The organism is Vibrio toranzoniae, assembly GCF_024347655.1.
GTDB lineage: Bacteria > Pseudomonadota > Gammaproteobacteria > Enterobacterales > Vibrionaceae > Vibrio > Vibrio toranzoniae.
In genome coordinates, this window is sequence record NZ_AP025515.1 from 1353392 (window position 1) to 1375451 (window position 22060).

Annotated in this window: 17 protein-coding genes and 1 pseudogene; 5 read left to right on the forward strand and 13 right to left on the reverse strand. The window is 43.7% G+C overall.

Annotated elements, in window-relative coordinates; genetic code table 11:
* Positions 1 to 90 precede the first annotated feature (90 nt).
* The gene (locus OCU50_RS20385) at positions 91 to 1266 is read left to right on the forward strand and encodes an MFS transporter (protein ID WP_060469714.1); all 1176 of its coding nucleotides are present in this window, start codon (positions 91 to 93) and stop codon (positions 1264 to 1266) included.
* A 166-nt stretch (positions 1267 to 1432) separates the two neighbouring features.
* Here the strand turns inward: OCU50_RS20385 and OCU50_RS20390 are convergent, their stop codons facing one another.
* Both OCU50_RS20390 and OCU50_RS20395 read right to left on the reverse strand, forming a co-directional pair.
* Positions 1433 to 4189, reverse strand: a complete 2757-nt coding sequence (locus OCU50_RS20390) for an immune inhibitor A domain-containing protein (RefSeq protein ID WP_060469713.1) — start codon at positions 4187 to 4189, stop codon at positions 1433 to 1435.
* Positions 4190 to 4237: 48 nt separating this feature from the next.
* Complete coding sequence (locus OCU50_RS20395) at positions 4238 to 4582, reverse strand: hypothetical protein (protein WP_060469712.1); 345 nt, start codon at positions 4580 to 4582, stop codon at positions 4238 to 4240.
* Positions 4583 to 5031: 449 nt separating this feature from the next.
* Between OCU50_RS20395 and OCU50_RS20400 the strand changes: the two are divergent.
* Positions 5032 to 5121 (forward strand): annotated as a pseudogene (locus OCU50_RS20400) (ArsR family transcriptional regulator); the annotation flags it as partial.
* Between the two features lie 177 nt (positions 5122 to 5298).
* Positions 5299 to 6861, forward strand: coding sequence for a methyl-accepting chemotaxis protein (locus OCU50_RS20405; RefSeq protein WP_060469711.1), 1563 nt, complete (start codon positions 5299 to 5301; stop codon positions 6859 to 6861).
* A gap of 180 nt (positions 6862 to 7041) precedes the next feature.
* Here OCU50_RS20405 and tkt read toward each other — a convergent pair whose 3' ends face one another.
* Positions 7042 to 9039: a transketolase gene (gene tkt, locus OCU50_RS20410; RefSeq protein ID WP_261809203.1), complete on the reverse strand. Its 1998-nt coding sequence runs from the start codon at positions 9037 to 9039 to the stop codon at positions 7042 to 7044.
* A 90-nt stretch (positions 9040 to 9129) separates the two neighbouring features.
* Positions 9130 to 10080, reverse strand: a complete 951-nt coding sequence (tal, locus tag OCU50_RS20415) for a transaldolase (protein ID WP_060469580.1) — start codon at positions 10078 to 10080, stop codon at positions 9130 to 9132.
* 459 nt (positions 10081 to 10539) lie between these two features.
* Here tal and OCU50_RS20420 point away from each other — a divergent pair, with 459 nt between their 5' ends.
* Positions 10540 to 11541 (forward strand): sugar-binding transcriptional regulator, encoded by a 1002-nt coding sequence (locus OCU50_RS20420; RefSeq protein ID WP_017058113.1) that lies wholly within the window; start codon positions 10540 to 10542, stop codon positions 11539 to 11541.
* Between the two features lie 132 nt (positions 11542 to 11673).
* On the opposite strand, the gene OCU50_RS20425 is transcribed toward OCU50_RS20420, so the two are convergent.
* The 5 genes from OCU50_RS20425 to moeA form a co-directional block, all read right to left on the reverse strand.
* On the reverse strand, positions 11674 to 13953 hold the full coding sequence (locus OCU50_RS20425; RefSeq protein WP_060469581.1) for a putative bifunctional diguanylate cyclase/phosphodiesterase: 2280 nt from the start codon (positions 13951 to 13953) through the stop codon (positions 11674 to 11676).
* 385 nt (positions 13954 to 14338) lie between these two features.
* On the reverse strand, positions 14339 to 15187 hold the full coding sequence (locus OCU50_RS20430; RefSeq protein WP_060469582.1) for a sulfurtransferase: 849 nt from the start codon (positions 15185 to 15187) through the stop codon (positions 14339 to 14341).
* A gap of 86 nt (positions 15188 to 15273) precedes the next feature.
* Positions 15274 to 15588: a hypothetical protein gene (locus OCU50_RS20435; RefSeq protein ID WP_082082796.1), complete on the reverse strand. Its 315-nt coding sequence runs from the start codon at positions 15586 to 15588 to the stop codon at positions 15274 to 15276.
* A gap of 295 nt (positions 15589 to 15883) precedes the next feature.
* The gene (moeB, locus tag OCU50_RS20440; protein WP_060469583.1) at positions 15884 to 16660 is read right to left on the reverse strand and encodes a molybdopterin-synthase adenylyltransferase MoeB; all 777 of its coding nucleotides are present in this window, start codon (positions 16658 to 16660) and stop codon (positions 15884 to 15886) included.
* A gap of 12 nt (positions 16661 to 16672) precedes the next feature.
* The gene (moeA, locus tag OCU50_RS20445) at positions 16673 to 17908 is read right to left on the reverse strand and encodes a molybdopterin molybdotransferase MoeA (protein ID WP_060469584.1); all 1236 of its coding nucleotides are present in this window, start codon (positions 17906 to 17908) and stop codon (positions 16673 to 16675) included.
* A 203-nt stretch (positions 17909 to 18111) separates the two neighbouring features.
* Between moeA and folE the strand changes: the two genes are divergently transcribed.
* Positions 18112 to 18765, forward strand: coding sequence for a GTP cyclohydrolase I FolE (gene folE / locus OCU50_RS20450; protein WP_017058118.1), 654 nt, complete (start codon positions 18112 to 18114; stop codon positions 18763 to 18765).
* Positions 18766 to 18933: 168 nt separating this feature from the next.
* Here the strand turns inward: folE and OCU50_RS20455 are convergent, their stop codons facing one another.
* The 4 genes from OCU50_RS20455 to OCU50_RS20470 all read right to left on the reverse strand — a co-directional run bounded on the left by OCU50_RS20455 (position 18934) and on the right by OCU50_RS20470 (position 21908).
* Positions 18934 to 19509, reverse strand: coding sequence for a hypothetical protein (locus OCU50_RS20455; RefSeq protein WP_060469585.1), 576 nt, complete (start codon positions 19507 to 19509; stop codon positions 18934 to 18936).
* Complete coding sequence (locus OCU50_RS20460) at positions 19502 to 20041, reverse strand: YaeQ family protein (protein WP_046224907.1); 540 nt, start codon at positions 20039 to 20041, stop codon at positions 19502 to 19504. The genes OCU50_RS20455 and OCU50_RS20460 overlap by 8 nt, the downstream gene beginning before the upstream one ends.
* A 117-nt stretch (positions 20042 to 20158) precedes the next feature.
* On the reverse strand, positions 20159 to 20368 hold the full coding sequence (locus OCU50_RS20465; RefSeq protein ID WP_017058122.1) for a cold-shock protein: 210 nt from the start codon (positions 20366 to 20368) through the stop codon (positions 20159 to 20161).
* Positions 20369 to 20816: 448 nt separating this feature from the next.
* Complete coding sequence (locus tag OCU50_RS20470) at positions 20817 to 21908, reverse strand: PQQ-dependent sugar dehydrogenase (protein WP_060469586.1); 1092 nt, start codon at positions 21906 to 21908, stop codon at positions 20817 to 20819.
* Positions 21909 to 22060 lie beyond the last annotated feature (152 nt).

Genomic DNA, 22060 nt, shown 5'->3' on the forward strand with positions numbered 1-22060 from the left:
CTTCGTGGAGTATCTTATGAGTAACAAAGTGTTGCGACTTTGTTGAATTTTTGGTCTATTGATCAACTGTGCTCATATTTAGGAACGAAGATGAATAGAAATGTTTGGCTGCTCTCACTGTGTCAGGCCTTATTGATGACAGGTAACATATTACTGATTTCGGTGATTGGCTTGATAGGCAAAAAGATTGCGCCTAGTGTCAGCATGATTACTTTGCCGGTTGCGCTGCAGTTTTTGGGTTTAATGGCTGCCACCATTCCAGCGTCTTTAATTTCAGGAAAGTTAGGACGAAAACGAGGCTTTAGTATTGGGAATGTCGTCGGTATTACCGGAGCAAGCCTCGCAACTTATGCGTTATCACAGCAACATTTCTATTTGTTTTGCTTCGCCACATTTTTGCTTGGAGTTGGGATTGGTTTTGGTACGCTTTATCGCTTCGCTGCAATTGAAGTGTGTGACGAAAATGCGCGGCACCGTGCGATTTCAATCTCAATGGCTGGTGGAGTATTGGCGGCGGTACTTGGGCCTAACTTAGCGATCATGTCTCAACAATGGTCAGCAGATGGTTTGTACATCGGTGCTTTTGCGTCGCTGATTGGCCTAAACATATTAGCTTTAGCGTTGTTACAAACAATTCAGTTTCCCAAAGTATCTTTTAATAGCCAAGCACCAAAAGCCGATCCCCTCAGTGTGATCATTAAAGCGCCGAACTTTATTGGTGCCGTGTTTGCTGCGATGGTTGCTTATGCCGTAATGAATATTTTGATGACCGCAACACCATTGGCGATGATCGGCTGTGGCTTTGACTTTACTAAGGCCGCTGGTGTGATTGAGTGGCACGTGTTGGGTATGTTTGTGCCGGCATTCTTTACGGGTTCGCTTATCGAGAAGTTTGGATCACGTATGATGATCCTTGTTGGTGGTGTTCTATTTGTGGTGAGTATTGCCATCAATATCCATGGTGTATCGATTTGGCACTTTAGGGCGGCTTTGGTTGTGCTTGGCGTGGGTTGGAACTTTATGTTCATCGCCGCAACGGGTTTGTTTAGCCAATCTTATGAGTCGCAGAACAAAGCCAAGGCTCAAGCATTTAACGAGTTTGTTGTATTTGGTTGTGTCACTGTCACCGCGCTATTATCCGGCTGGTTAGAATCGACCGCGGGCTGGCAAAACCTAAATATTTACGTACTCCCGTTCGTGTTAGCGGTGATTATGATGTTTGCGTTTAGTGCTCGAAAGTCTCACATTCATAAACAATCTGTGTAAGAGGGGGTCAGGTTGTTGGCTAGAAAGTCTTTCACCTTGACGCCGCTTTTCTGCCTCGCATGTAAACAAAAGGTTCATCGCGGCTTTCTGCGGAAAGCCGTGATGAACCTTAAGTAATCATAAATAAACCTTAGATAATAATGGATAAGTCTTAGGTAATAACGGTTTATAAATCGACTACGATTGTTTTTGTTACTGTGGCGCCTTGGTCATCAATTATCTTTAGCGTTACTTCATGCTTTCCGTATGAAGGGAAGATAGAAGTGAAGGTGCGACCTCGTTTTACTTTTCCATTTGGAAGCGTCCATTCGGTATCAACAATACGACCATCGCTGTCTGAACTTGTAGACCACATGGTTACCCAGCGTCCCAAGTGGATGTACTTCGCACTTGCTTCCGGTAGGGCGTTCGGAGATTCAACACTCACTACAGAACTGAACGAATCAGTGGCGCCTTTGTCGTCGACAACGGTCAAATTCACCGTGTATTCTCCGGCTTGCTCGTAAGACCAAGTTGGTGCCACGTCGTTACTTGTTGTGCCGTTGCCAAAGTCCCATAGGTAACTGGAGATCTCACCGTCTTGATCAGAGCTGAAGTTGCTTGCAGAAACGTTCAGGCCAGTAACATTGAGCTCGAAGCTCGCAGTAGGGGTGACGTTGTGTTGGCTTACTTTAGATAAGCGCACCACACCGTATTCGTTGTTGTCACTCTGATTCACAATATCAACGACTAAGCCAAATTCAGTCAAGATACGTCCTGAATCAGGTGCTTGTGGAGACGAATAATCTTGGTCGTCAGAGAAGCTAGCATTGCCAAGCAAACTGGTATCTTCAAGTACATCATTGTCGCTGTTTACAAGACGCATTGGAGTATGATCTTTGAGTGAGAACGCAGCATCACGAACTTGGTAGCGAGTTTGGGCAACTTCGCCTGAGTTTTCCCATACCATGGCATTTTGGTCTGCGTCTACAACACCTAACCAACCTTCGCCTGGGTGCTTACCTACCCAGTTATCAGTCAGTGACTCGTCTACGTACCAAATGATCAAACCCGGATCGAATGAGATCAGTTGACCCATACGTTTAATGTTAGCTAGACCTTCATCAACGTCCATGTGGCTACGCCATTGCAGAAGGTAGTAGTGTTGAGCTTGATGAAATCCATTACTCAGCTTGTAGCCATTAAGGGCGAAGGTGGAGTTGCTTTCACCATCGTCTATTGAGGTGACTTCACCATCAACGATCACACTGAGGTTATCCAGATAGAAGCCTTCCATCGCCAAGCCACCATCGGTGAGGTACTCAAACGAAAGCTCTACTTCTTGGCCTGCCCATTGTGAAACATCGAATTCAGCATCAATCCAACCGCCAGACTCGCCACCAATAGCAGGTACGAGACCTGTGTTGTATGGGTCGTCCATTGAGGTAATGTTACCTGCGATGGCTTGTCCATTAATGAGTACGCGCGCAAAGTCGTAATCTTTTTCAATCTCATACCAAGTTTTGAACGAAAGCAGAGCAGAATCACCGGCTGGAATCACCAATTTGCGAGTCATGCTGTTTTTCAGGTCATCACCTTTTTGAGAGTGAAATGAATACTCACCAGCAAACGGTTTTAAACCTTCGATTTGTTTTTCAGGAAGATCCACTTTAATCATGTTCGGACGGCTGTTATCCGTCGTTTGGAACAGCGTATAAACTTGTGGGTTGTCTTCAAGGTCATCAATCGAGATTTGATCATCGTTAATCCAACGACCGCCAATCGATTTTTGTAAGAAGTGTTTTGCCCAAGAGCTGAATGCCGTTGGTTGTGTGCCACCAATTTTGCCAGCCCAGCTACCCGAAGACATGATTGACCAATAAGAGACAGGTTCACCCTTGCCTGTGTATTGAGTGTCGTATTCGTCTGGTAGACCCAAATCGTGGCCATATTCATGGGCACAAACACCAGCTGCCGCATCAATCGGTTGAATGGTGTAATCAAATGCCGCGTATTGGCCACCAAAGCGGTCAGGAAGCGAGCTAGAGGTACCTTCAAGCACATGTGTACGACCTAGGTTGAATCGGTGAGACCAGATTGCATCAGGGCCTAGCACACCACCACCGGCTTCTTCGCCAACAGATGCGTGAAATACCATCAGGTGATCAATCACGCCATCGGGTTCACGGAAGTTTCCGTCACCGTCGTAATCGTAGCGATCTTCGATATCGTAATCGGCTAGGTTGATACTAGGATCCTGAGCCAGTTGATTCAGCGCTTCGCGAACCAATTCTTGTGCGTTGAGATCGTTGTCGGTCGTCGGGGAATTACCACCATAGAAAGATGCAGGTTTCGAGGCGCGATACCAACCCGCGGCTTGACCTGCAACGCTGTAACTATCACCTGATTCGCTTTGGTAATACTGACGCATAGAGATTAGGTTTTCGCCACTTGGCCCTGTGTAGCCAGAATTTGAAAACAGCAACTCTTGATAATGCTCAGGGTTGTAGCTCTCGTACAACATCTGAGTGTGTTCTTCGGTCAGCTTGTTGTCATCCCAGTTCAAATCAGGGAAGTCGACCAGTAGAGCGAGCACTTTATCGGTACGCTTGGTGTCGACTTCTAAAGCAAAGACGCTTGCTTTGTTAACGCCAGATCCTTTTTCTATGGCTTTGAGTATTTTCGCTCGTTGCTCAAGCGCTTTTTTGCCGAATTGTGCATCGCCCTTAAAACCGGAATTGATCTTATTTTTCAAGTAACGGTCAAGAGCATTGTGTTTTGCCACAGCGGTTGCATCTTGATCGACTAAGCCTTGTCTTACTAGCATTTCAATCAGTTTGTCTTCATTAACAACACCTAAATCAATCGGTGTTTTAGCATAACTGCTGACGCTAAATAGAGTAAGCATTGCTGAGGCCAACAATGTTTTTCTCATTATCTTCATTACATTTCCTTTTTTGTATTTCCATGTCGATATCAGAATCAACTTGCCTTATTCGGAACGGTTGTCCGAGTTCGGCTTAATACACTCTTTTGGTGTTTTAGGTATCTGACGTTTATTAGTTGATTTGCTTGTATTAACTAACTTGTTGGTATCCGCTATCTCATTTGTATTACCTGTTTCTTGTCTTTTTTTTGAATCAAACTGACGGCCTTTCATTTGCTTCGCGTTGAGGTAGATACGTAAAGCTTCATGATTGTCCTCGTAGGTTAAGCCAGGACAAATAACGCCTCGTTCAATCAATGCCTTAAGCAACAGTTCATCATTCTCAATGGTGGAAGCCTGTGACAGTGAGGAAATAAGTAGAACCATTAAAGTCATTGTTTTGTGTGACATTTTATATCAAGCCATCAGTTTTGATTATGTAACAAAATATATTTATATAATTGGCCGATCAAACAGATAATTATTACAAGTTATTATTCGTTCCGATTTCAACATTAATAGTTAATATCAAACAGTGACTGTTATTTATTTTATTGTCAGTTATTTAGTGGGGTTGGATGCATTAATAGTTGATAGTTTTAATGTTTAATAATAGTGCCGAAGAGATAACTATTATTCTGGAGGGCGCTTTGCACAAGGTTTAGTATTATAATTAATCGATTAAATCTTTTATTGCCGATGTTTAAAAAAATGCATGTAATAATTGAGTGTTTAATAAATATCTAGGTTGAAAATTATTTCTACTCAAATATCAATAATTAGGCAATTAAGTCCTACTTAAAGTGCTTCAATGGAAGGGATTTCTCAATTGGTCAATAACCCGTCACCAAATGAAAGCCCAAGCCTATGAACACTTTGTTGAGCGAGTGCTGCGTAATGACTTAAACATTCGCAAATTTCATGCTTCAATGTCGATACGAACAGTATAATTCAGTACAGCTGTTAACTTGTAATGAGCCCGGTGTTTTGTAATCTCTGTGACGCACCCGTTTATATTTGTATAAAAAGCAATCATTTACAAAGATTGTGACATTCATATTTTGTCATAATTTAATTTATTGTATATATTCGCCTGTTATAACGTATAAATATAAAAGTTAATAAAAATGAACGTCAGCTCAGCTTCTCAATCTCGCGAAACACTTTTAAATGAAAACGAACAACTTGTCTCGACAACCGACCTAAAAGGTGTGATTACTTACAGCAATGATGCTTTTTGTCGCATCGCAGAATACAGCCAACAAGAAATGCTAGGGCAACACCACAATATCGTGAGGCATAACGACATGCCCAAAGCCGCTTTTGCGGATATGTGGGTTAACCTAAAGCAAGGCAAAGCGTGGCGCGGTATCGTAAAAAATAAAACCCAATCCGGTGGCTACTACTGGGTCGACGCTTATGTCACACCAATTTACGACAATGGCAAGGTGAGTGGGTATCAGTCTGTTCGTGTTAAGCCTAAAAATGAGTGGGTACAAGTTGCAGACAAGGCTTATCAAAGCTTATTGAAGGCAGAAAAGTCGGGCCGCCAATGGTCACTGCAGATCAGTGACAGTGTTCGCTATGCCGTGTTGTTGGGTTCTTTGGCCGCGCCTCTGGTTTCAAACCTAATCGAAGTAGGACAAGTGTCGCAATGGGCCCTTAGCTTGCTGCCTGTTTCTGCATTAGCTCTGCTTTTCCGACAAGAGCTGATTGATACTCCTTTACAGCTGAAAAACCTGCAATCGAAATTCGATAGCGTGAGCCGCCTTGTTTATTCAGGTAACAGTAAGTTCTCTATCGCCGATTTCCATTTGAAGCTGTTGTCTGCGCGAATCAGAACAGTGTTAGGCCGTATGACGGATTCAGCCAAGCCGTTACAAGATTTAGCCGACAATCTGAATGCCACGTCATTTGAAGTATCAGCAGCGTTAGATCAGCAAACAAAAGACATACTTCAAGTACGTGAAGCAACGGAAGAGGTTGAAGTAACCGCGAATGAGGTCTCTTCTCTCACTGAAGAAGCCCATCAAATTGTCGACGTTACTCTGCAAACCTGTGCGGGTGCGAAAGAGAGTATTAATCAAACCCACCAAAACCTAGAAAGCTTGGCTTCTCAGGCTGAAAAGGCGACTCAAACGACTTACCAATTGAGCGACCAAGCGCAAAGTGTCAGCAAGATAATGGAAGAGATAGGTGGCATTGCCGAGCAAACCAACTTGTTGGCATTGAATGCAGCGATAGAAGCGGCGAGAGCGGGGGAACAAGGTCGAGGCTTCGCGGTGGTTGCTGATGAAGTCCGTGCGTTATCAGGCCGCACATCTAAGGCGACGGTTCAAATTAAAGAGAGTATTGATACTATGCTAACGACGATTGAAGGTTGGCAGAAAGATATTTTGGCTAACAGAGAACAAACGGACGCGTGTGGTGATGTGGCGAAGGTGAGTGCAGAGCGCTTGTCTGAAGTCGAAACTTTAATGCAATCGATGAACGAGTTAATGCAGTCGGTTGAAAGCTCCGCGCATAAACAGCGTCAGCTATCGAGTGACGTAAACCTTCATATGCAGTCTATCGCATCAACTGCCGAGCAAAACCTAGTGGCGACACATTCAGTTAAAGATCATTCGAAAGAGCTCAAAGAACAAGTGAATGAATTCTATCAATTGGCGAAGCGCTTCGAAGAGAAATAGTCGTTAAAGACAAGCTGAATGAGGGATAAGAGAAAGCCTTGCGAAATGAGCAGGGCTTTTTTGTGGGTCAAAAGAACAGTTAACAGATTAACAGGCAACAGATACAAAAAAGCCCCGCATTTTCATGCGGGGCTTTCAGTATGTATCAACCCATTTAAGGGCGAGACAATTTAATCAAGACTAAGCTAGAAGCTCTTTTGCTGTATTTACTACGTTTTCAGTAGTGAAACCGAACATCTTGAATAGCTCGCCTGCTGGTGCAGATTCGCCGAACGTTGTCATGCCGATGATCTTGCCACCGAAACCAACGTACTTGTACCAGAAGTCAGCGATGCCCGCTTCTACTGCGATACGAGCAGTAACGTCAGATGGCAGTACAGACTCACGGTATTCAGCGTCTTGCTTGTCGAACGCGTCAGTTGCAGGCATAGATACTAGACGTACTTTCTTACCTTCAGCGGTTAGTTCAGCCGCAGCGCTAACCGCTAGCTCAACTTCAGAACCTGTTGCGATAAGGATAAGCTCTGGCTTGCCAGCACAATCTTTCAGGATGTAACCACCCTTAGCGATGTTAGCCACTTGCTCAGCGTCACGATCTTGTTGTGCAAGATTTTGACGAGAGAAGATAAGTGCAGAAGGACCATCTTTACGCTCGATTGCCAGTTTCCAAGCAACAGCTGACTCAACTTGGTCACATGGACGCCATGTACTCATGTTTGGAGTCAGACGTAGAGATGCGATTTGCTCAACCGGTTGGTGAGTAGGACCATCTTCGCCTAGGCCGATAGAATCGTGCGTGTAAACTTGGATGTTCTGAGTTTTCATCAGAGCCGCCATACGCATAGCGTTACGTGCGTATTCCATGAACATTAGGAACGTTGCGCCATAGGGTACGAAACCACCGTGCAGAGCGATACCGTTCATGATAGCCGTCATACCGAATTCACGTACACCGTAGTGGATGTAGTTACCAGAGAAGTCGTTTGCTTCAAGCGACTTAGAACCAGACCACATAGTCAGGTTAGAAGGCGCAAGGTCAGCAGAGCCGCCCATGAATTCAGGTAGCATAGCACCGAACGCTTCTAGAGCATTTTGAGATGCTTTACGTGATGCGATGTTTGCTGGGTTAGCTTGAAGATCAGCGATGATTGCCGATGCTTTCTCTTCCCACTGTGCAGGAAGATCACCGTTTACGCGGCGTTTGAATTCAGCTGCCAGCTCAGGGTATGCTGCTTCATAAGCTGCAAGTTTCTCGTTCCACGCTGCTTCCTTAGCTGCGCCTGCTTCTTTCGCATCCCACTCTGCGTAAACTTCCGACGGAATTTCAAAAGGACCGTGCTCCCAACCTAGTTGTTTACGAGTTGCTGCGATTTCGTCAGCGCCTAAAGGTGCACCGTGACAGTCGTGCGTACCTGCTTTGTTTGGAGAACCAAAGCCAATCACTGTTTTAGTACAGATAAGAGTAGGACGAGGGTCCGCTTTAGCCGCTTCGATAGCTGCGTTGATCGCGTCAGAGTCGTGACCATCTACCGCTGGGATTACGTGCCAGCCGTATGCTTCAAAACGCTTAGGGGTATCGTCAGAGAACCAACCTTCAACTTCGCCATCGATAGAGATGCCGTTGTCATCCCAGAAAGCAACCAGCTTACCAAGACCTAGCGTACCAGCTAGAGAACAAGCTTCGTGAGAAATACCTTCCATCAGACAACCATCACCCATGAATGCATAAGTGTAGTGGTCTACGATGTCGTGGCCTTCTTTGTTGAACTGTGCTGCCAGTGCTTTCTCTGCCATCGCCATACCAACAGCGTTGGTGATGCCTTGACCTAGAGGACCAGTCGTTGTTTCGATACCTGGTGCGTAGCCGTACTCTGGGTGACCAGGAGTCTTAGAGTGCAGTTGACGGAAGTTCTTAAGATCTTCAATTGAAAGCTCGTAACCTGCTAGGTGAAGCAGAGAGTAAATCAGCATTGAGCCGTGGCCGTTAGACAGGATAAAACGGTCGCGGTCAGCCCACTCTGGGTTAGATGGGTTGTGGTTTAGGTGAGAGCGCCAAAGAACTTCAGCGATGTCAGCCATACCCATAGGTGCGCCTGGGTGACCAGAGTTTGCTTGTTGAACACCGTCCATGCTAAGCGCACGAATAGCGTTAGCAAGATGCTTTCTAGATTGAGTCATAATTGCTTCCAAATAGAGTTAAAGTTTGAAATAGTAAATTTGATATGAAGAGGGGAACGCAAACGTTCCCCCTTTTTTAATTCTTAGTGATTACAGCTTAGCTGCGATCATGTCTTCTAGTTTGCCTTGGTCAACGGCGAAATTGCGGATGCCTTCAGCCAGTTTCTCTACAGCCATTGGGTCTTGGTTGTGATCCCATAGGAACTCAGCGTGAGTCATGGCTGCAGGACGCTCTTTAGTACCGTTAGAGTCGATTAGCTTCTCTACGACTTCGCCTTCCGCTGCTTCTAGGTCTGCTAGAAGTTGAGGAGCGATAGTTAGACGGTCACAGCCAGCAAGTTCAAGGATCTCGCCGATGTTACGGAAGCTTGCGCCCATAACAACTGTCTTGTAACCGTGCTCTTTGTAGTAGTTGTAGATGTCTGAAACAGAGATAACGCCTGGATCTTCTTGAGCTTCGAAATCACGACCTTCTTTCGCTTTGTACCAGTCCATGATGCGACCAACGAAAGGAGAGATAAGGAATACGCCAGCTTCAGCACAAGCACGTGCTTGAGCGAAAGAGAATAGAAGCGTCAGGTTACAGTTGATGCCTTCTTTCTCTAGGATTTCAGCTGCACGGATGCCTTCCCAAGTAGAAGCCAGTTTGATAAGGATACGGTCGTTAGTGATGCCAGCGTCGTTGTACATTTTGATAAGCTGACGCGCTTTAGCAACGCTGCCTTCCATGTCGTAAGAAAGACGAGCATCTACTTCAGTAGAGATGCGGCCAGGTACAACTTTCAGGATTTCTTTACCAATGTTCACGTTAAGCATGTCGCAAGTGTCTTGAACTTGTTGTGCTTTGTCTTCGCTTTGTGCTTTAGCGTATTCGATAGAAGCATCGATTAGAGGTGCGTACTCAGCAATTTGAGCGGCTTTAAGAATTAGAGATGGGTTAGTTGTTGCATCTTCAGGAGTGTACTTGCTGATAGCTTCAATATCGCCAGTGTCAGCTACAACAGTGGTTAGTTTACGAAGTTGCTCTAATTTATTGCTCATTTTGATCATCCTATGTATCGCAGAAGACCTCTTTAATGGGAGAGGTGCGGGCATTTGCAAGCTAACTAATGAAGTTTCTCAAGGTTGTACCAGTGAATTAAACTTACATTAATTTAAATTTTTCTCCGAACGAACATTTGCACGGAACATATGATCGCTCGATGAGTAAATGATGTAGCCATATTTATCCGATCTAGCGTCAAAGTCAACGGTAAATAGTACTGTATGGTGACTTCAGTCAAATATATTTCGCTCTAGTAATTATGGGGTATGTAAGCAAACGTTTAACGGTCAAATTGAGCCTAACTAATCAATCGCAAAATCAAGGTTACTATGCTGAGCAAATGTTTCTTGCTGTTACATATGTTCGGGGTGTAAGCTTGTTTATCGCTTACTGAAACCTCCTATATTAGGAAGTACAGCAGGTAAAATAATTGTTAAATATTGGTTGAGTGGTATATGAGTAACAATATCCAAGATGTTTCCGAAGAAAACACTGATCTCCTAACTGAAGTAGCGGTTGCCTATTACCAAGATGGGGCGACCCAAGAAGAGATCTCTAAAAAATTTTCTATCTCTCGTGCAAAGGTTGGTCGAATGCTCAGGCAAGCCCGAGATGAAGGTATTGTTGAAATCACCGTGAAATACCATCCCGTATTTAGCGCGAAAATCGAACAACGTTTGATAGAGCGTTTTGGTGTAAAGCGTGCGCTTGTAGCCTTAGACCAACCGAATGAAGATAAACAAAGACTGCAAGTAGCAGGCTTAGTATCCAACTATCTGACCAGTACCTTGAAAAACGGCATGGTGGTAACGGTTGGACAAGGTCGTAATGTGTCTTCAGTCGCTCACCATACTGGCGTAATCACGCCACGTGACTGTAAGTTTGTATGTGGTATTGGAGGTATTCACCCAAGAGGCGGTATGTTTAATGCCGACCATATATGTAGACAACTAGCCAAGAAGTACGGCGGTTCATCAGAAACACTATACGCGCCTGCTTATGCAGAGAATAAAGCGCAAAAAACCGCATTCATGGAAAACAGTACTGTTAAGCAGACACTCGATCTTGCCCGCAAGGCCGATGTCGCATTAGTGGGTATCGGTGATATGAGTGAAAACAGCTACATGGTCGACCTAGGTTGGTTTACGGCGGGAGAGGTGGTTCAATCTCGTTTACTACAAGGTGTGGTAGGGGACTTTGCTGGCTATGATTTTTTTGATGTATATGGTAAAGCGGCAAACACGGTAATGAGTGACCGAGTCATCGGCTTAGGCTTAGAAGAGTTTCGCCCTATCGCAGAGGTGATCGCCATCGCTGCCGAGAACAGTAAGCCATTAGCTCTGCTAGGTGCACTAAGAACTGGTGTGGTAGACGTGATTGCGACGAGTGTAAGTAATGCGTTAACGGTACTTAACTTGGATGAGCAGATGAAGCATGCTGAACTCCAAGACTCATGATTGTTTTACAATTGTAGAGCAATAGATCCACGTTATCTTCTTAGTTTCTAAATCTCAGAGACAGCCAGTTTAGGCTCCCTTTTGTGCAATGAGTTATGAGATTGATGTCTGACGTCTTGATTTTATTGCTTTCTATTTCAATGTTTGAGTCGAAGATAGATACTTGCATAACTCATCATATGGAACAGGACGAGAGAAGTAATAGCCCTGCATCAAGTCACAGCCACATGACTTGAGGGTAGCGAAATGTTCATTCGTTTCTACCCCCTCTGCCAATACCACCATCCCAAAGTTCTTACCTATTGCAATGATGTTTTGCACCATTGTGAGCGACTGCAGGTCTACAGTAATGTTTTCAATGAAGCTCTTATCTATCTTTAGTTCATCGATAGGGAGTACCTTCAACATACTCAATGAAGAATAGCCAGTACCGAAGTCATCCAAAGAGATCTTAATATCATTTTCTTTGAGGGCCTCGAAAATTGGCTTCACCAAGGTTACATCTTCAATGAATAGGCTTTCGGTGATCTCTAGTGTTAGGCAGCTTGCTGGCAACTGATATTTTTCGAGTACGGTAAGCAAATGATCAGAGAAAGATTTATGTGAAAATTGACGGACAGATATGTTGATCGATAACCCTATTTTTTGATCAGTTGTCTGACGTAAATGAGCGATTTGCATAACGCTAGACTCGATAATGAAAGTGCCTAGTTTTTGCATTAAACCAGTGCTTTCAGCGATCGGAATAAATACATCGGGTGGAACAAAACCCAGTTCGTCATCAACCCAGCGTACGAGTGCTTCTACACCATGAATGCTATCATCGGCACGGACCAGAGGTTGAAAAACCATGAATAGAGTTTGTTTCTCGATAGCAATGCGTAGTCTTTGCTCTACCTTCATTTTGTAAAGGTGCGCTTCTTGCATCTCCTGCGTGAAAATACTGTATGAGTTTTGATGTTGCTTCGCCTTATACATTGATATATCAGCTGAGCGAAGCAAACTATCTAAGTCTTTTCCGTGTTCAGGGAATATCGCGATACCAATACTGCACCCCAATAAAAATTGAGAATCATCAACATCGTAAGGTTGGGACAGTACTTCTATGATGCGTTCTGCTAGTCGTTTAATTTCGGTATCGTTTGTTAGTGGTGTTAGGAATAAAAACTCATCGCTGGATTCTCGTACCAATAGGCTTAGCTGAGAGCGGAACCTCATTAAACGCAAAGCGATCTGTTTGAGTACTTTATCGCCATAGTCATGTCCGTGTGTATCATTGACACATTTAAAGTTATCTATATCGATAAACAATAATGAGAATTGCTCTGACTCTTGCTCAATCCATTTGCCAATATTTCTTCGCATGTATAGGCGGTTGGGTAGGGAAGTTAATGGGTCGTGATTGGCTTGGTAAATCAGTTGGCTCCGGGTGCGTTGCTCGTTCTTTGCGATTGATTTAACTAAAACGTAGAAACCGATCTGAAGAAAAATAAAGGCGCCGAAGATAATACCAAACTCTTCTACAAAGATGTTATTGATATGAGAAAGGTCTGTGCGACCGACTACCCAGAGTTTGTAATCAGGGATGTATTTAGCGCTGATTAATGAGTGGTATGTGTCATCGTTTATGCTGAAAGAGTATGTCTGTTTATTGGCTTTGGCTTCTTCGATACTGAAAGGGATTTGTTCTAAAAAACTTTCAATGATGCGTTTCATAACATCATCATCAACGGGCTTCGAATAAGCGTCGAGAGATTCTATATCGCTAGAAAAAAACTGACGATAGTTGTCGGACCTCAGCAAAGTTAGCGTGTTGTAACTGCCTGCGTGTGCATTGTCTTCGAACACTATCGTGCTGTCTAAGCGTAAACCAGCACTCATGACTGCATCAACATTCTTGCCATCGATTGAAATTGATTTTCTCAACGGGATAACTAGGCTGTTTAAAGATTCTTGAAAATAAGTCCGTCCCAAAACCATCTTGTCACTTGCCATCGTCTCTAAAAATGAATGCCTCGTGTGCGGGTCTTGGAGTAAGTTTTTTTGATCTGATAGCTGAAGGTTAGAACTGATAGAAATGTAGTCACCCTGAGCGTTGAGCAGCCCAAATGCAGCGATAGCAGGGTGGGTATCAAGTAACTTATCCAAAAGTGGACGGATTTGAATTGCAGCTGTTCGAGTAAAGTCTGACTGCTGGGCGAGCTGATGTCCAACCACTTCCAATAAAGCTTCTTGGCTTGTTAAGAGAGAGCTAACTGAACCAGAAAAAAGTTCAACTTGAATGTGCTGCTGCTCGATGAAGTCATCTTTGTTTGATTGCCACTTCGTTACGCCCAGCCCGGAGAAAAGTATCAGAGTACACAGTACGATCAGAGCGTACAGCGACCAGATATTTTTCTTAAATAGAGCCATGGCATGCCTTTTGTTAGTTACTGTTTTTAACAGAGTGAAAGGGACAATATATTGGTTTGTTAGGGTGATGCATGTAGTCAAGGATACAAACACCAACAATTAAAGTATCGATAACTGAATAGTATAACGACTACGATCTGATATTCTTGAGAAAAATATTAGCGTTCAGAATAGTGATCACTATTAACCTATGATCGATCACAGTTTATGTTAGTCAACAATGTCGCGCCCAATGCAACAGGGTTCATAATATTTTGGTTTTACATTACGGTAATCGCTAATTACGTCGCAAAGAACTTACTCCATGGGACTTCAAATCGTCATTTTGAGTAAACTCTTTGCAGTCGCGTACTGTATTCTAATGGTAGCAGTAAACGAAGTTGAATTACTGATTTGTAATTGCAATAGGGAGTTGTTCGTTGGCGCCCCATTCCGTCCACGATCCATCATAAACGCTCATTTCACCTGAATACCCAGCGAGTTTAGCGGCTAATAGAATGATACAAGCCGTTACCCCCGACCCGCAGCTAAAGAACATAGGCTGAGAGGGAGTTAAATTTAACGTTGAAAAGAGGTCGACTAGATCTTCTTGAGGTTTCAATTTACCTGCACTTAATACTTGTGCAAATGGCAGGCAAATCGAGTTGGGAATATGGCCGCTGCGTAAGCCTTTACGTGGTTCCGGTACTTCTGAATCGAAACGAGCTTGTGAACGGGCATCGAGAATGTTGGCGCTCTTGTCATCGGAAAAACGTTGGATTTGTTGAGCATTTACAAAGTAGTTGTCTTGAATGTTGCCTTCAAAGTTGCCCGGTTGTACTTCTGTTTTGTAGTCGGTGTCCGTTGGGTAGCCGGCTTCTATCCATGCAGGTAAACCACCATCTAAGATGTAAACGCTTTTGTGTCCCATAGCCATAAACATCCACCATGCGCGAGGGGAAGCAAAGGTTCCTGAGTTATCGTAAACCACAATCGTACTGTCTTGGTTGATGCCAATTTCTTGTGCGCGTGCGTTGAAGTGTTTTTCGGACGGGAACATGTGAGGAAGTAGGGTGTGCTTATTACAAAAGTCTTTGTCGTAATCAAAACGAATCGCGCCAGGAATCATTTGTCCTTTGATCTTTTCTGACTCGCTTGGGATCTGAAATTCGATACTGGCATCTAGGGTGACGATGTTGTCTTCTGCTAGCAAGCGTTGTTGCAGTTGTTCCGGTGAAATGAGTGGCTGATTCATTCTTCTTGTGTCCATTTTTGTTGTTATAGCTATTTGTGAAGTTATATCGATTACTGTAGTGATATCGATAAGTGTCGCTATATCGATTAATGTGCAGTTCGACAGTGGATGAATTGATAACTGCTTTGTCCGGTTATTTGATTGTTTAATGTATCAAGTGCGACCACAGAATCAATAGGGCAGTCTGTAGTCGGTGCAATGGAAACACGGAATACTTGATTATCTTCTGTCTGAACGGTGAGGTAACGTCTGTGCCCATCTAGCGATTGAGTAAGGGTGTTCGAAATCACTTTTGCGTGAATGCGCTGTCCTGTCTCTGAGGTCAGAGGGAAATAGGCGAGAGTCAATAATAAGCCCACACCACACATTAAGATAAATATCCCTGTTTTTAACTGTTTCATGAGAGTAAGTCTTTGAAGGTTATCTTTAAAAGAGTAAGTGAGATTGCTGGTAAAGTGAATGAAGCTAAGCAGAAAAAAACATCCGGCCTCTTATTTGAATAAAACACAAAGTGAATATTTCGGCTTACTCTAAATTTATACAGAACCCGTTATGAATTAGTAGTCCGGTTTTAGTGTCCCGTCGTCTCGTGCTGTATAGAAAGAAGCTTTTGGCGTGTAAAAAAGCCCTGACTATGGGTCAAGGCCTTGTGAACAATCCTTAGCAATGCAAACCTAGCGATTAAAACCTACGCATTTAGATGATGGATGAAGGTTTGTCGGCTTTTCCACACACTGAGCAATTAGGCATCTTCATTAAATTCATTTCTCTCCAACTGTGTGACATAGCATCGAGAATCAATAGCTTGCCTTGTTTAGGTTGTCCAAATTGGGCAATAACTTTGATGGCCTCTAAAGCTTGTGCAGCACCAACCATTCCGAGAATGGGAGCCATTACACCGGCTTCGACACAGCTTAGCGCTGCATTGCCAAATAGGGCGCTTAAACACTGGTAGCACGGTGCGTTTTCATCTTGATAAGTGAACACGCTAATCTGACCTTCCATGCGAATCGCAGCGCCGGATACTAATGGCGTCTTTGAGGCGTAGCACAAGCGGTTAAGTTGGTTGCGTGTTTCAACGTTGTCACAGGCATCAAGAACTAAGGAGTGCGCTTCAATTAACTTCGCAAGCGCTTCGTCATTCAGTCGATGATCAACGGTCTCAACTGTTAGGTGAGGGTTCAATACCTGCAGTGATTCTGCGGCTGAATCGACCTTTTTCCTACCAATGTCGGCATCGGTATGAAGTACTTGTCGTTGTAAGTTAGAAAGTTCAACAACATCATCGTCGATAAGCGTTAGCTTACCAATGCCTGCAGTCGCAAGGTATTGAGAGGACGCACAACCTAAGCCTCCTGCGCCTAATACTAGGATTGAGCTCTGTTTCAGCGCTTCTTGGCCTTCAAAATCAAACTGTTTGAGAATGATTTGGCGGTTGTAGCGAAGCATCTCTGCATCAGACAGTATTTCCATCAATAAGCCTCGTTAGTAAAGCGTCGAGTTAAACAGTTGAATCTGAACCGTTTCGCCTACTTCTACACGGCCACGTTCTCGTTCAAGTACCACAAAGCAGTTTGCTAAGCTCATAGAGCGGAAAGCGCCAGAGCTTTGGTTGCCTGTTGTTTCTACGACAAATTGACCGTTTTCGATTGAGTAAATACCACGCTGGTAATCCGTGCGGCCAGGGCCTTTTTTAAATGCCGATTTCGTGATAGCAGGAATAGATTGCGGACCTGCCCACGCAGTATGACCTGCAAGTTTCGCGAGCATAGGTTGTACTAACACGTACATAGTCATCATTGCCGAGACAGGATTACCCGGTAGGCCGCAGAACCATGCGTTATCGAGTTCACCGAATGCGAATGGTTTCCCCGGCTTGATTGCCAATTTCCAAAAGCCGATTTGACCAAGCTCTTCTAGGATATCTTTGGTGTAATCCGCTTCCCCCACACTTACGCCACCAGAAGTCACGACAACGTCTGCCAACTCTTGAGCTTTCTCAAACGTTTCTTTCAGTGTCTTAGGGCAATCAGGGATGATGCCGAGATCGATGGCTTCACAGCCAAACGCTTCGATGAGCGGTTTAATACCGTAGCGGTTGCTGTCGTAGATCTGACCATCTTCAAGCGGTTGCCCTAATGGCTTTAGCTCATCGCCAGTAGAGAAGAAAGCGACTTTAGGTTTATGTAACACAGTCACGTGGCTTACACCCAATGAAGCAATCATTGGAATGTCACGAGGCGTTAAGCGTTCACCGCGGCTAAGAACGATGTCGTCTCGTTTGATGTCGTCACCCGTCGGGCGAATATTGTTATTTAGTTTGATGTCGTCTTGAAGGATCTCGACTCCAGCGTCTGTCTCGACGGTATTTTCTTGCATGATGACGGCATCACAACCTTCAGGGATTTTTGCGCCTGTCATAATGCGAATACAGGTGTTGCTTGGCCATTCGCCTTCAAACGGTTGGCCGGCAAACGATTTTCCCGCTAAAGGTAGAGTTTTGTTGTGTTCTAAATCGGCAATACGCAGCGCGTAACCATCCATTGCTGAATTATCAAAAGGAGGTACGAAAATAGGGGATAGTATATCTTCAGCAAGGACATAACCTAGTGCTTCAGCAAGAGGAAGAGACAGAGTCATTTGGATTGGTTTGATTGGTGAAAGCAGCTTATCTAGTGCTTCTTCAATTGGCATTAAGCCCGGAGCGTCGCAACAGCCCATAATTGAAATCCTTTAATCGTTATTATTTTGACTTGGTGGTTGGGTCTATTGAGTTTATGAAAACTCGCCAACGAAATTGCAGCCACCTTAGCATAGTTTAAGCCCCGTAAATAATGACCTCCCTTAAAATATGGGTGTATTTATTCAAAATTACGAGTATCCTTGTTTGCCATCCAGACGGGGTAATAGAAAGAGGAAGTTCAATGTCAGGTCTTAGCGAATCAGCGAAGTTAGTTAAAGATGCGCTAGCAAGCCGTGGGTTAGAGACACCAATGAGTCCTAACCAGATTAGCCGAGAAGAGAAAAAGGAACGAATCGAACACCATATGCGTGAGATTCTAACTCTCCTTGAACTTGATCTTACGGACGATAGTCTAGAAGAAACGCCACAGCGTATTGCTAAGATGTATGTGGATGAAATTTTCTCTGGTTTGGATTACGCCAATTTTCCTAAGATTACCGTCATTGAAAATAAGATGGGTGTTCGTGAAATGGTACGGGTGAAGGACATTACTGTGACCAGTACTTGTGAGCACCACTTGGTTACTATTGATGGCAAGACGGCGGTGGCTTATATCCCTCAAGGTAAAATAATTGGCCTTTCAAAAATCAATCGAATCGTCCGGTTTTTTGCACAACGCCCCCAAGTTCAAGAGCGCATGACGCAGCAAGTCCTTGTTGCACTGCAAACGCTATTAGAAACTGATGATGTTGCTGTCACTATGGATGCAGTTCACTACTGTGTGAAGTCTCGTGGTGTGATGGATGCAACCAGCGAAACGACAACAACTGCACTGGGTGGTATTTTTAGATCAAACCCAGCAACGCGCCACGAATTCTTACACGGCCTGCGTTAATACGTCGTTTAAAAAGATTTTAAGGCCTCACCTATTGGTGGGGCTTTTTTGTATTTGTACAAAGGTGTATTGGTTAGTTTTAACTAAGGTAAGTCTAATGAATGGTGATCTTTGGTGTAGATACGCTCTAAAGGAAATATAGAGCGTATAGAGAAAATAGGTAAGCGTTTAAGAGAGGTTAAACAAACGCTTTAAGCGATGAATAAAACCTGATGGTTTATTCTCGGTTTGGTAAATATTGAGGCCATCATAGAAACTACTCATAAACTCTACTCGAACCTCATCGTCCGTGTTTCTGGATACGCGAGATAGCAATGTTGACGTAGCCGCCGCATGATCATTGGCTAGGCTGTAGTCCATTCCTAGTCGTCCTTGAATGAACAACCACAAATGAGTAACTAATTTTAACTGTTGAGCGTTAGCGTTTTGAAATTTGCCGCTATGTTCACTGCCTACGGTATTATCGAATACCTTTTGCATCGCTTCACTGGCTTCTTTATGACTTTCAAAGCGATAGCTTACATCGATATGTACTTTCGTTAGTAAGCCGAGCAAAGTCTGACGTGCAGAGTTATCGGACTTGTTCTTACATGCGTGTTTGAAAAGAGAGTGGTTTTCTTCGATGAATGACTGCAGCTCTTTCTCATAGCCTGTCGTGATCGCTTTTATTGAGTCTAAACCTGCTTCTTTTAAACATAGGTGAAGTTTGGTTTGCGGCTCCGTATTAGTTCGAAGATCAGTCATGACTTTGTAGCTCTTCCCACGTCACTTCTGCAGATTGCGTGTCGCTATTTACGAACGCCGAATTACCCGACAGCATTACGGAAAGATCCATTGTACGCTGTGTCATAGCTGTTAATTGCTCTATACCATCGTTGTCTAGACGAACAATTTGAGCTTTCAGGTAACCGAATTTGCCTTTGTTCTGCTCCCACCAAACATTCGACTTAGTGTTGAAGCTAAATACACGTACTGACTTAGATAAGCGAGTCGCTTTCTTAACGCGTTCTGGGTCAGGTTCACCCACATCAATCCATTCTAGGATCTGGTCATCTAACGATTTCTGCCATAAATCCGGTTCTTCAATAGTCGACAAACCTTTGGTGAACTGAAGCTCCGGTGAAGCATTGATACAGAAAGCGATGATACGAGCCATCATTCGCTGTTCTGTTTCTGAAGGGTGCTGTGCAATCGTTAAATTAAAAGAGTCATAATAGTCGCGATTCATATCAGTTAGAGAGAGTCGAAACTTATAGATTGTCGGTTTAAGAGCCATTGAGAAGGTGTCTTAGGTAGAAGTAATGGAGGAGAATATTACCTTAAATTTCCGAATAGTGGGCAAAAAAATAGCCAGCAGAGGCTGGCTATTCTTAGAAAGCTTTAAAATACTAAATTAAAGTACTTTGATGCTGTCAGCTTGTGGGCCTTTTTGACCTTGAGATACTGTGAACTCAACTTTTTGGCCTTCAGCAAGAGTTTTGAAACCGTCGCCAGTAATTGCAGAAAAATGTGCGAATACGTCTGGACCGTTTTCTTGTTGAATGAAACCGAAGCCTTTAGTTTCGTTGAACCATTTTACTGTACCAGTAACTGTGTTAGACATGATGATATCCTAAAATTAAATTTTTATAGTGAGCCAATTGCGGCACTGATAGCATGGAAAAGTTTATTGCTATTGTGTACAACACAACGGGGTTACTAGTAATCCAACGAAATGTTTATATACAAAGAACTTTCTTTCTAGCTGAAGTGGAGTCTAAATCAAATCCGGGGATAGTCAATCGAATCCATAGTGAAAGGTTGCAGAAACTTGGAGGTAGTCAAACTTTGCATTCCTTGGATATCATAGAGTTACAGTTATATGGTGATTTGTTGTAGTTTTTGTGAAAAATACGGTCGAAATTGATGACCAATTTGGAGTGATTGCACTGTTTTGGCACATTTTATTTTTCAGTTAGTCAGCCGCTAATTGGACTTTGAGCTCAGTTTTAACGGCTTTTATTTATAAATTTCGTTGTAAGTGTTGCATCTCAATTTTAAAGAGAATCAGGCTACTTTGTTAGGCGATAAAGGTTGCCATTGTCAGTACTGAAGAATATATCGCCGTTTGGTGAGGTTTCGATATCTCTTATCCTCTCACCTAAGTCTTCTAGAATACGTTGTTCTTTTATTGCTTCACCTTGTTCGTTAACCGTCACAATATTGATGTGGGTGAGTTTAAGTGCTCCCGCCAATAGTTTGTCTTTTAATTCAGGATACTTTTCACCTTGGTATACGACCAAACTACTTGGAGCTATTGAAGGAATGTAAACTTTTGTTGGAGACTCAATACCATCTTTGGTTTTTGAATCCCCCACACTGATAGGCCCCCAATATTCTTTGCCGTGTGATGTGACAGGCCACCCGTAATTAGCACCTGCTTTTATTAGGTTTATCTCATCACCACCGCGAGGGCCGTGTTCGATCGACCAGAGTCTTTGAGTCGGGAAGTCGTAAAACAGGCCTTGAGGGTTACGATGACCATAACTCCAAATCTCATTTAAAACCTTGTTGTTATCCTTGAAAGGGTTATCACTTGGTGTGCTTCCATCAGCATTCAACCGTAATATTGCTCCCGCATGAGTTAAGGTGTTTTGGCCGTTATCTCGGTCACCGCGATCGCCTATCGAAAAGTACAGGTGGCTATCATCAAAGGTTATGCGACTGCCAAAGTGGCGCCCTGTGTCGGTTCTGGATTTGGACACAAACACGTCGGTCCAATTGGAAATCTCGCCGTTTTTGTAATGAGCGGAGGCGAGCGTTGTCGTGCCTTGGCCCTCGATGTCTTTACTGTAAGTGACATAGATCTTATTTTTTTCAAAGGGGGAGAAAGCGATATCCAACGCGCCACCTTGGCCTTTACTCCACACATTTGGAAGTCTGAAAAGTGTGTTTTGCTCGCCTGTTTTCAAATCAACGTGCTTAATGACACCTGTTTTTTCTGTGACCAGCATCGAGCCATCGTTCACATAAGTCAGACCCCATGGAATATCGAGCCCGTCTGTGATCTTCTCTGCCTGCCATGCAAACGCTGAAGTTGATGCCATTGGACCCGATATGGTGAGTGCCAAAGCAAAAGAAAGGATACGGTGAGGATTATTCATGGGAGCCTCTTGATTGTTTAACATGATAATAGTTTAGCTTGTGGTTGACCGGAGGAAAGCTCGGTTAGGTGAAAAGTGACTATTCAGGAATTTAGTTCAATGAGTATTGTATGAGTAAACAAGCTGGCGTATGTTTAGTCTGCCATTCTCTA

Coding starts and splice junctions, on each gene's coding strand:
- OCU50_RS20385 (WP_060469714.1), top strand. CDS start 91: ATGAATAGAAATGTTTGGCTGCTCTCACTGTGTCAGGCCTTATTGATG.
- OCU50_RS20390 (WP_060469713.1), bottom strand. CDS start 4,189: ATGAAGATAATGAGAAAAACATTGTTGGCCTCAGCAATGCTTACTCTA.
- OCU50_RS20395 (WP_060469712.1), bottom strand. CDS start 4,582: ATGTCACACAAAACAATGACTTTAATGGTTCTACTTATTTCCTCACTG.
- OCU50_RS20405 (WP_060469711.1), top strand. CDS start 5,299: ATGAACGTCAGCTCAGCTTCTCAATCTCGCGAAACACTTTTAAATGAA.
- tkt (WP_261809203.1), bottom strand. CDS start 9,039: ATGACTCAATCTAGAAAGCATCTTGCTAACGCTATTCGTGCGCTTAGC.
- tal (WP_060469580.1), bottom strand. CDS start 10,080: ATGAGCAATAAATTAGAGCAACTTCGTAAACTAACCACTGTTGTAGCT.
- OCU50_RS20420 (WP_017058113.1), top strand. CDS start 10,540: ATGAGTAACAATATCCAAGATGTTTCCGAAGAAAACACTGATCTCCTA.
- OCU50_RS20425 (WP_060469581.1), bottom strand. CDS start 13,953: ATGGCTCTATTTAAGAAAAATATCTGGTCGCTGTACGCTCTGATCGTA.
- OCU50_RS20430 (WP_060469582.1), bottom strand. CDS start 15,187: ATGAATCAGCCACTCATTTCACCGGAACAACTGCAACAACGCTTGCTA.
- OCU50_RS20435 (WP_082082796.1), bottom strand. CDS start 15,588: ATGAAACAGTTAAAAACAGGGATATTTATCTTAATGTGTGGTGTGGGC.
- moeB (WP_060469583.1), bottom strand. CDS start 16,660: ATGGAAATACTGTCTGATGCAGAGATGCTTCGCTACAACCGCCAAATC.
- moeA (WP_060469584.1), bottom strand. CDS start 17,908: ATGGGCTGTTGCGACGCTCCGGGCTTAATGCCAATTGAAGAAGCACTA.
- folE (WP_017058118.1), top strand. CDS start 18,112: ATGTCAGGTCTTAGCGAATCAGCGAAGTTAGTTAAAGATGCGCTAGCA.
- OCU50_RS20455 (WP_060469585.1), bottom strand. CDS start 19,509: ATGACTGATCTTCGAACTAATACGGAGCCGCAAACCAAACTTCACCTA.
- OCU50_RS20460 (WP_046224907.1), bottom strand. CDS start 20,041: ATGGCTCTTAAACCGACAATCTATAAGTTTCGACTCTCTCTAACTGAT.
- OCU50_RS20465 (WP_017058122.1), bottom strand. CDS start 20,368: ATGTCTAACACAGTTACTGGTACAGTAAAATGGTTCAACGAAACTAAA.
- OCU50_RS20470 (WP_060469586.1), bottom strand. CDS start 21,908: ATGAATAATCCTCACCGTATCCTTTCTTTTGCTTTGGCACTCACCATA.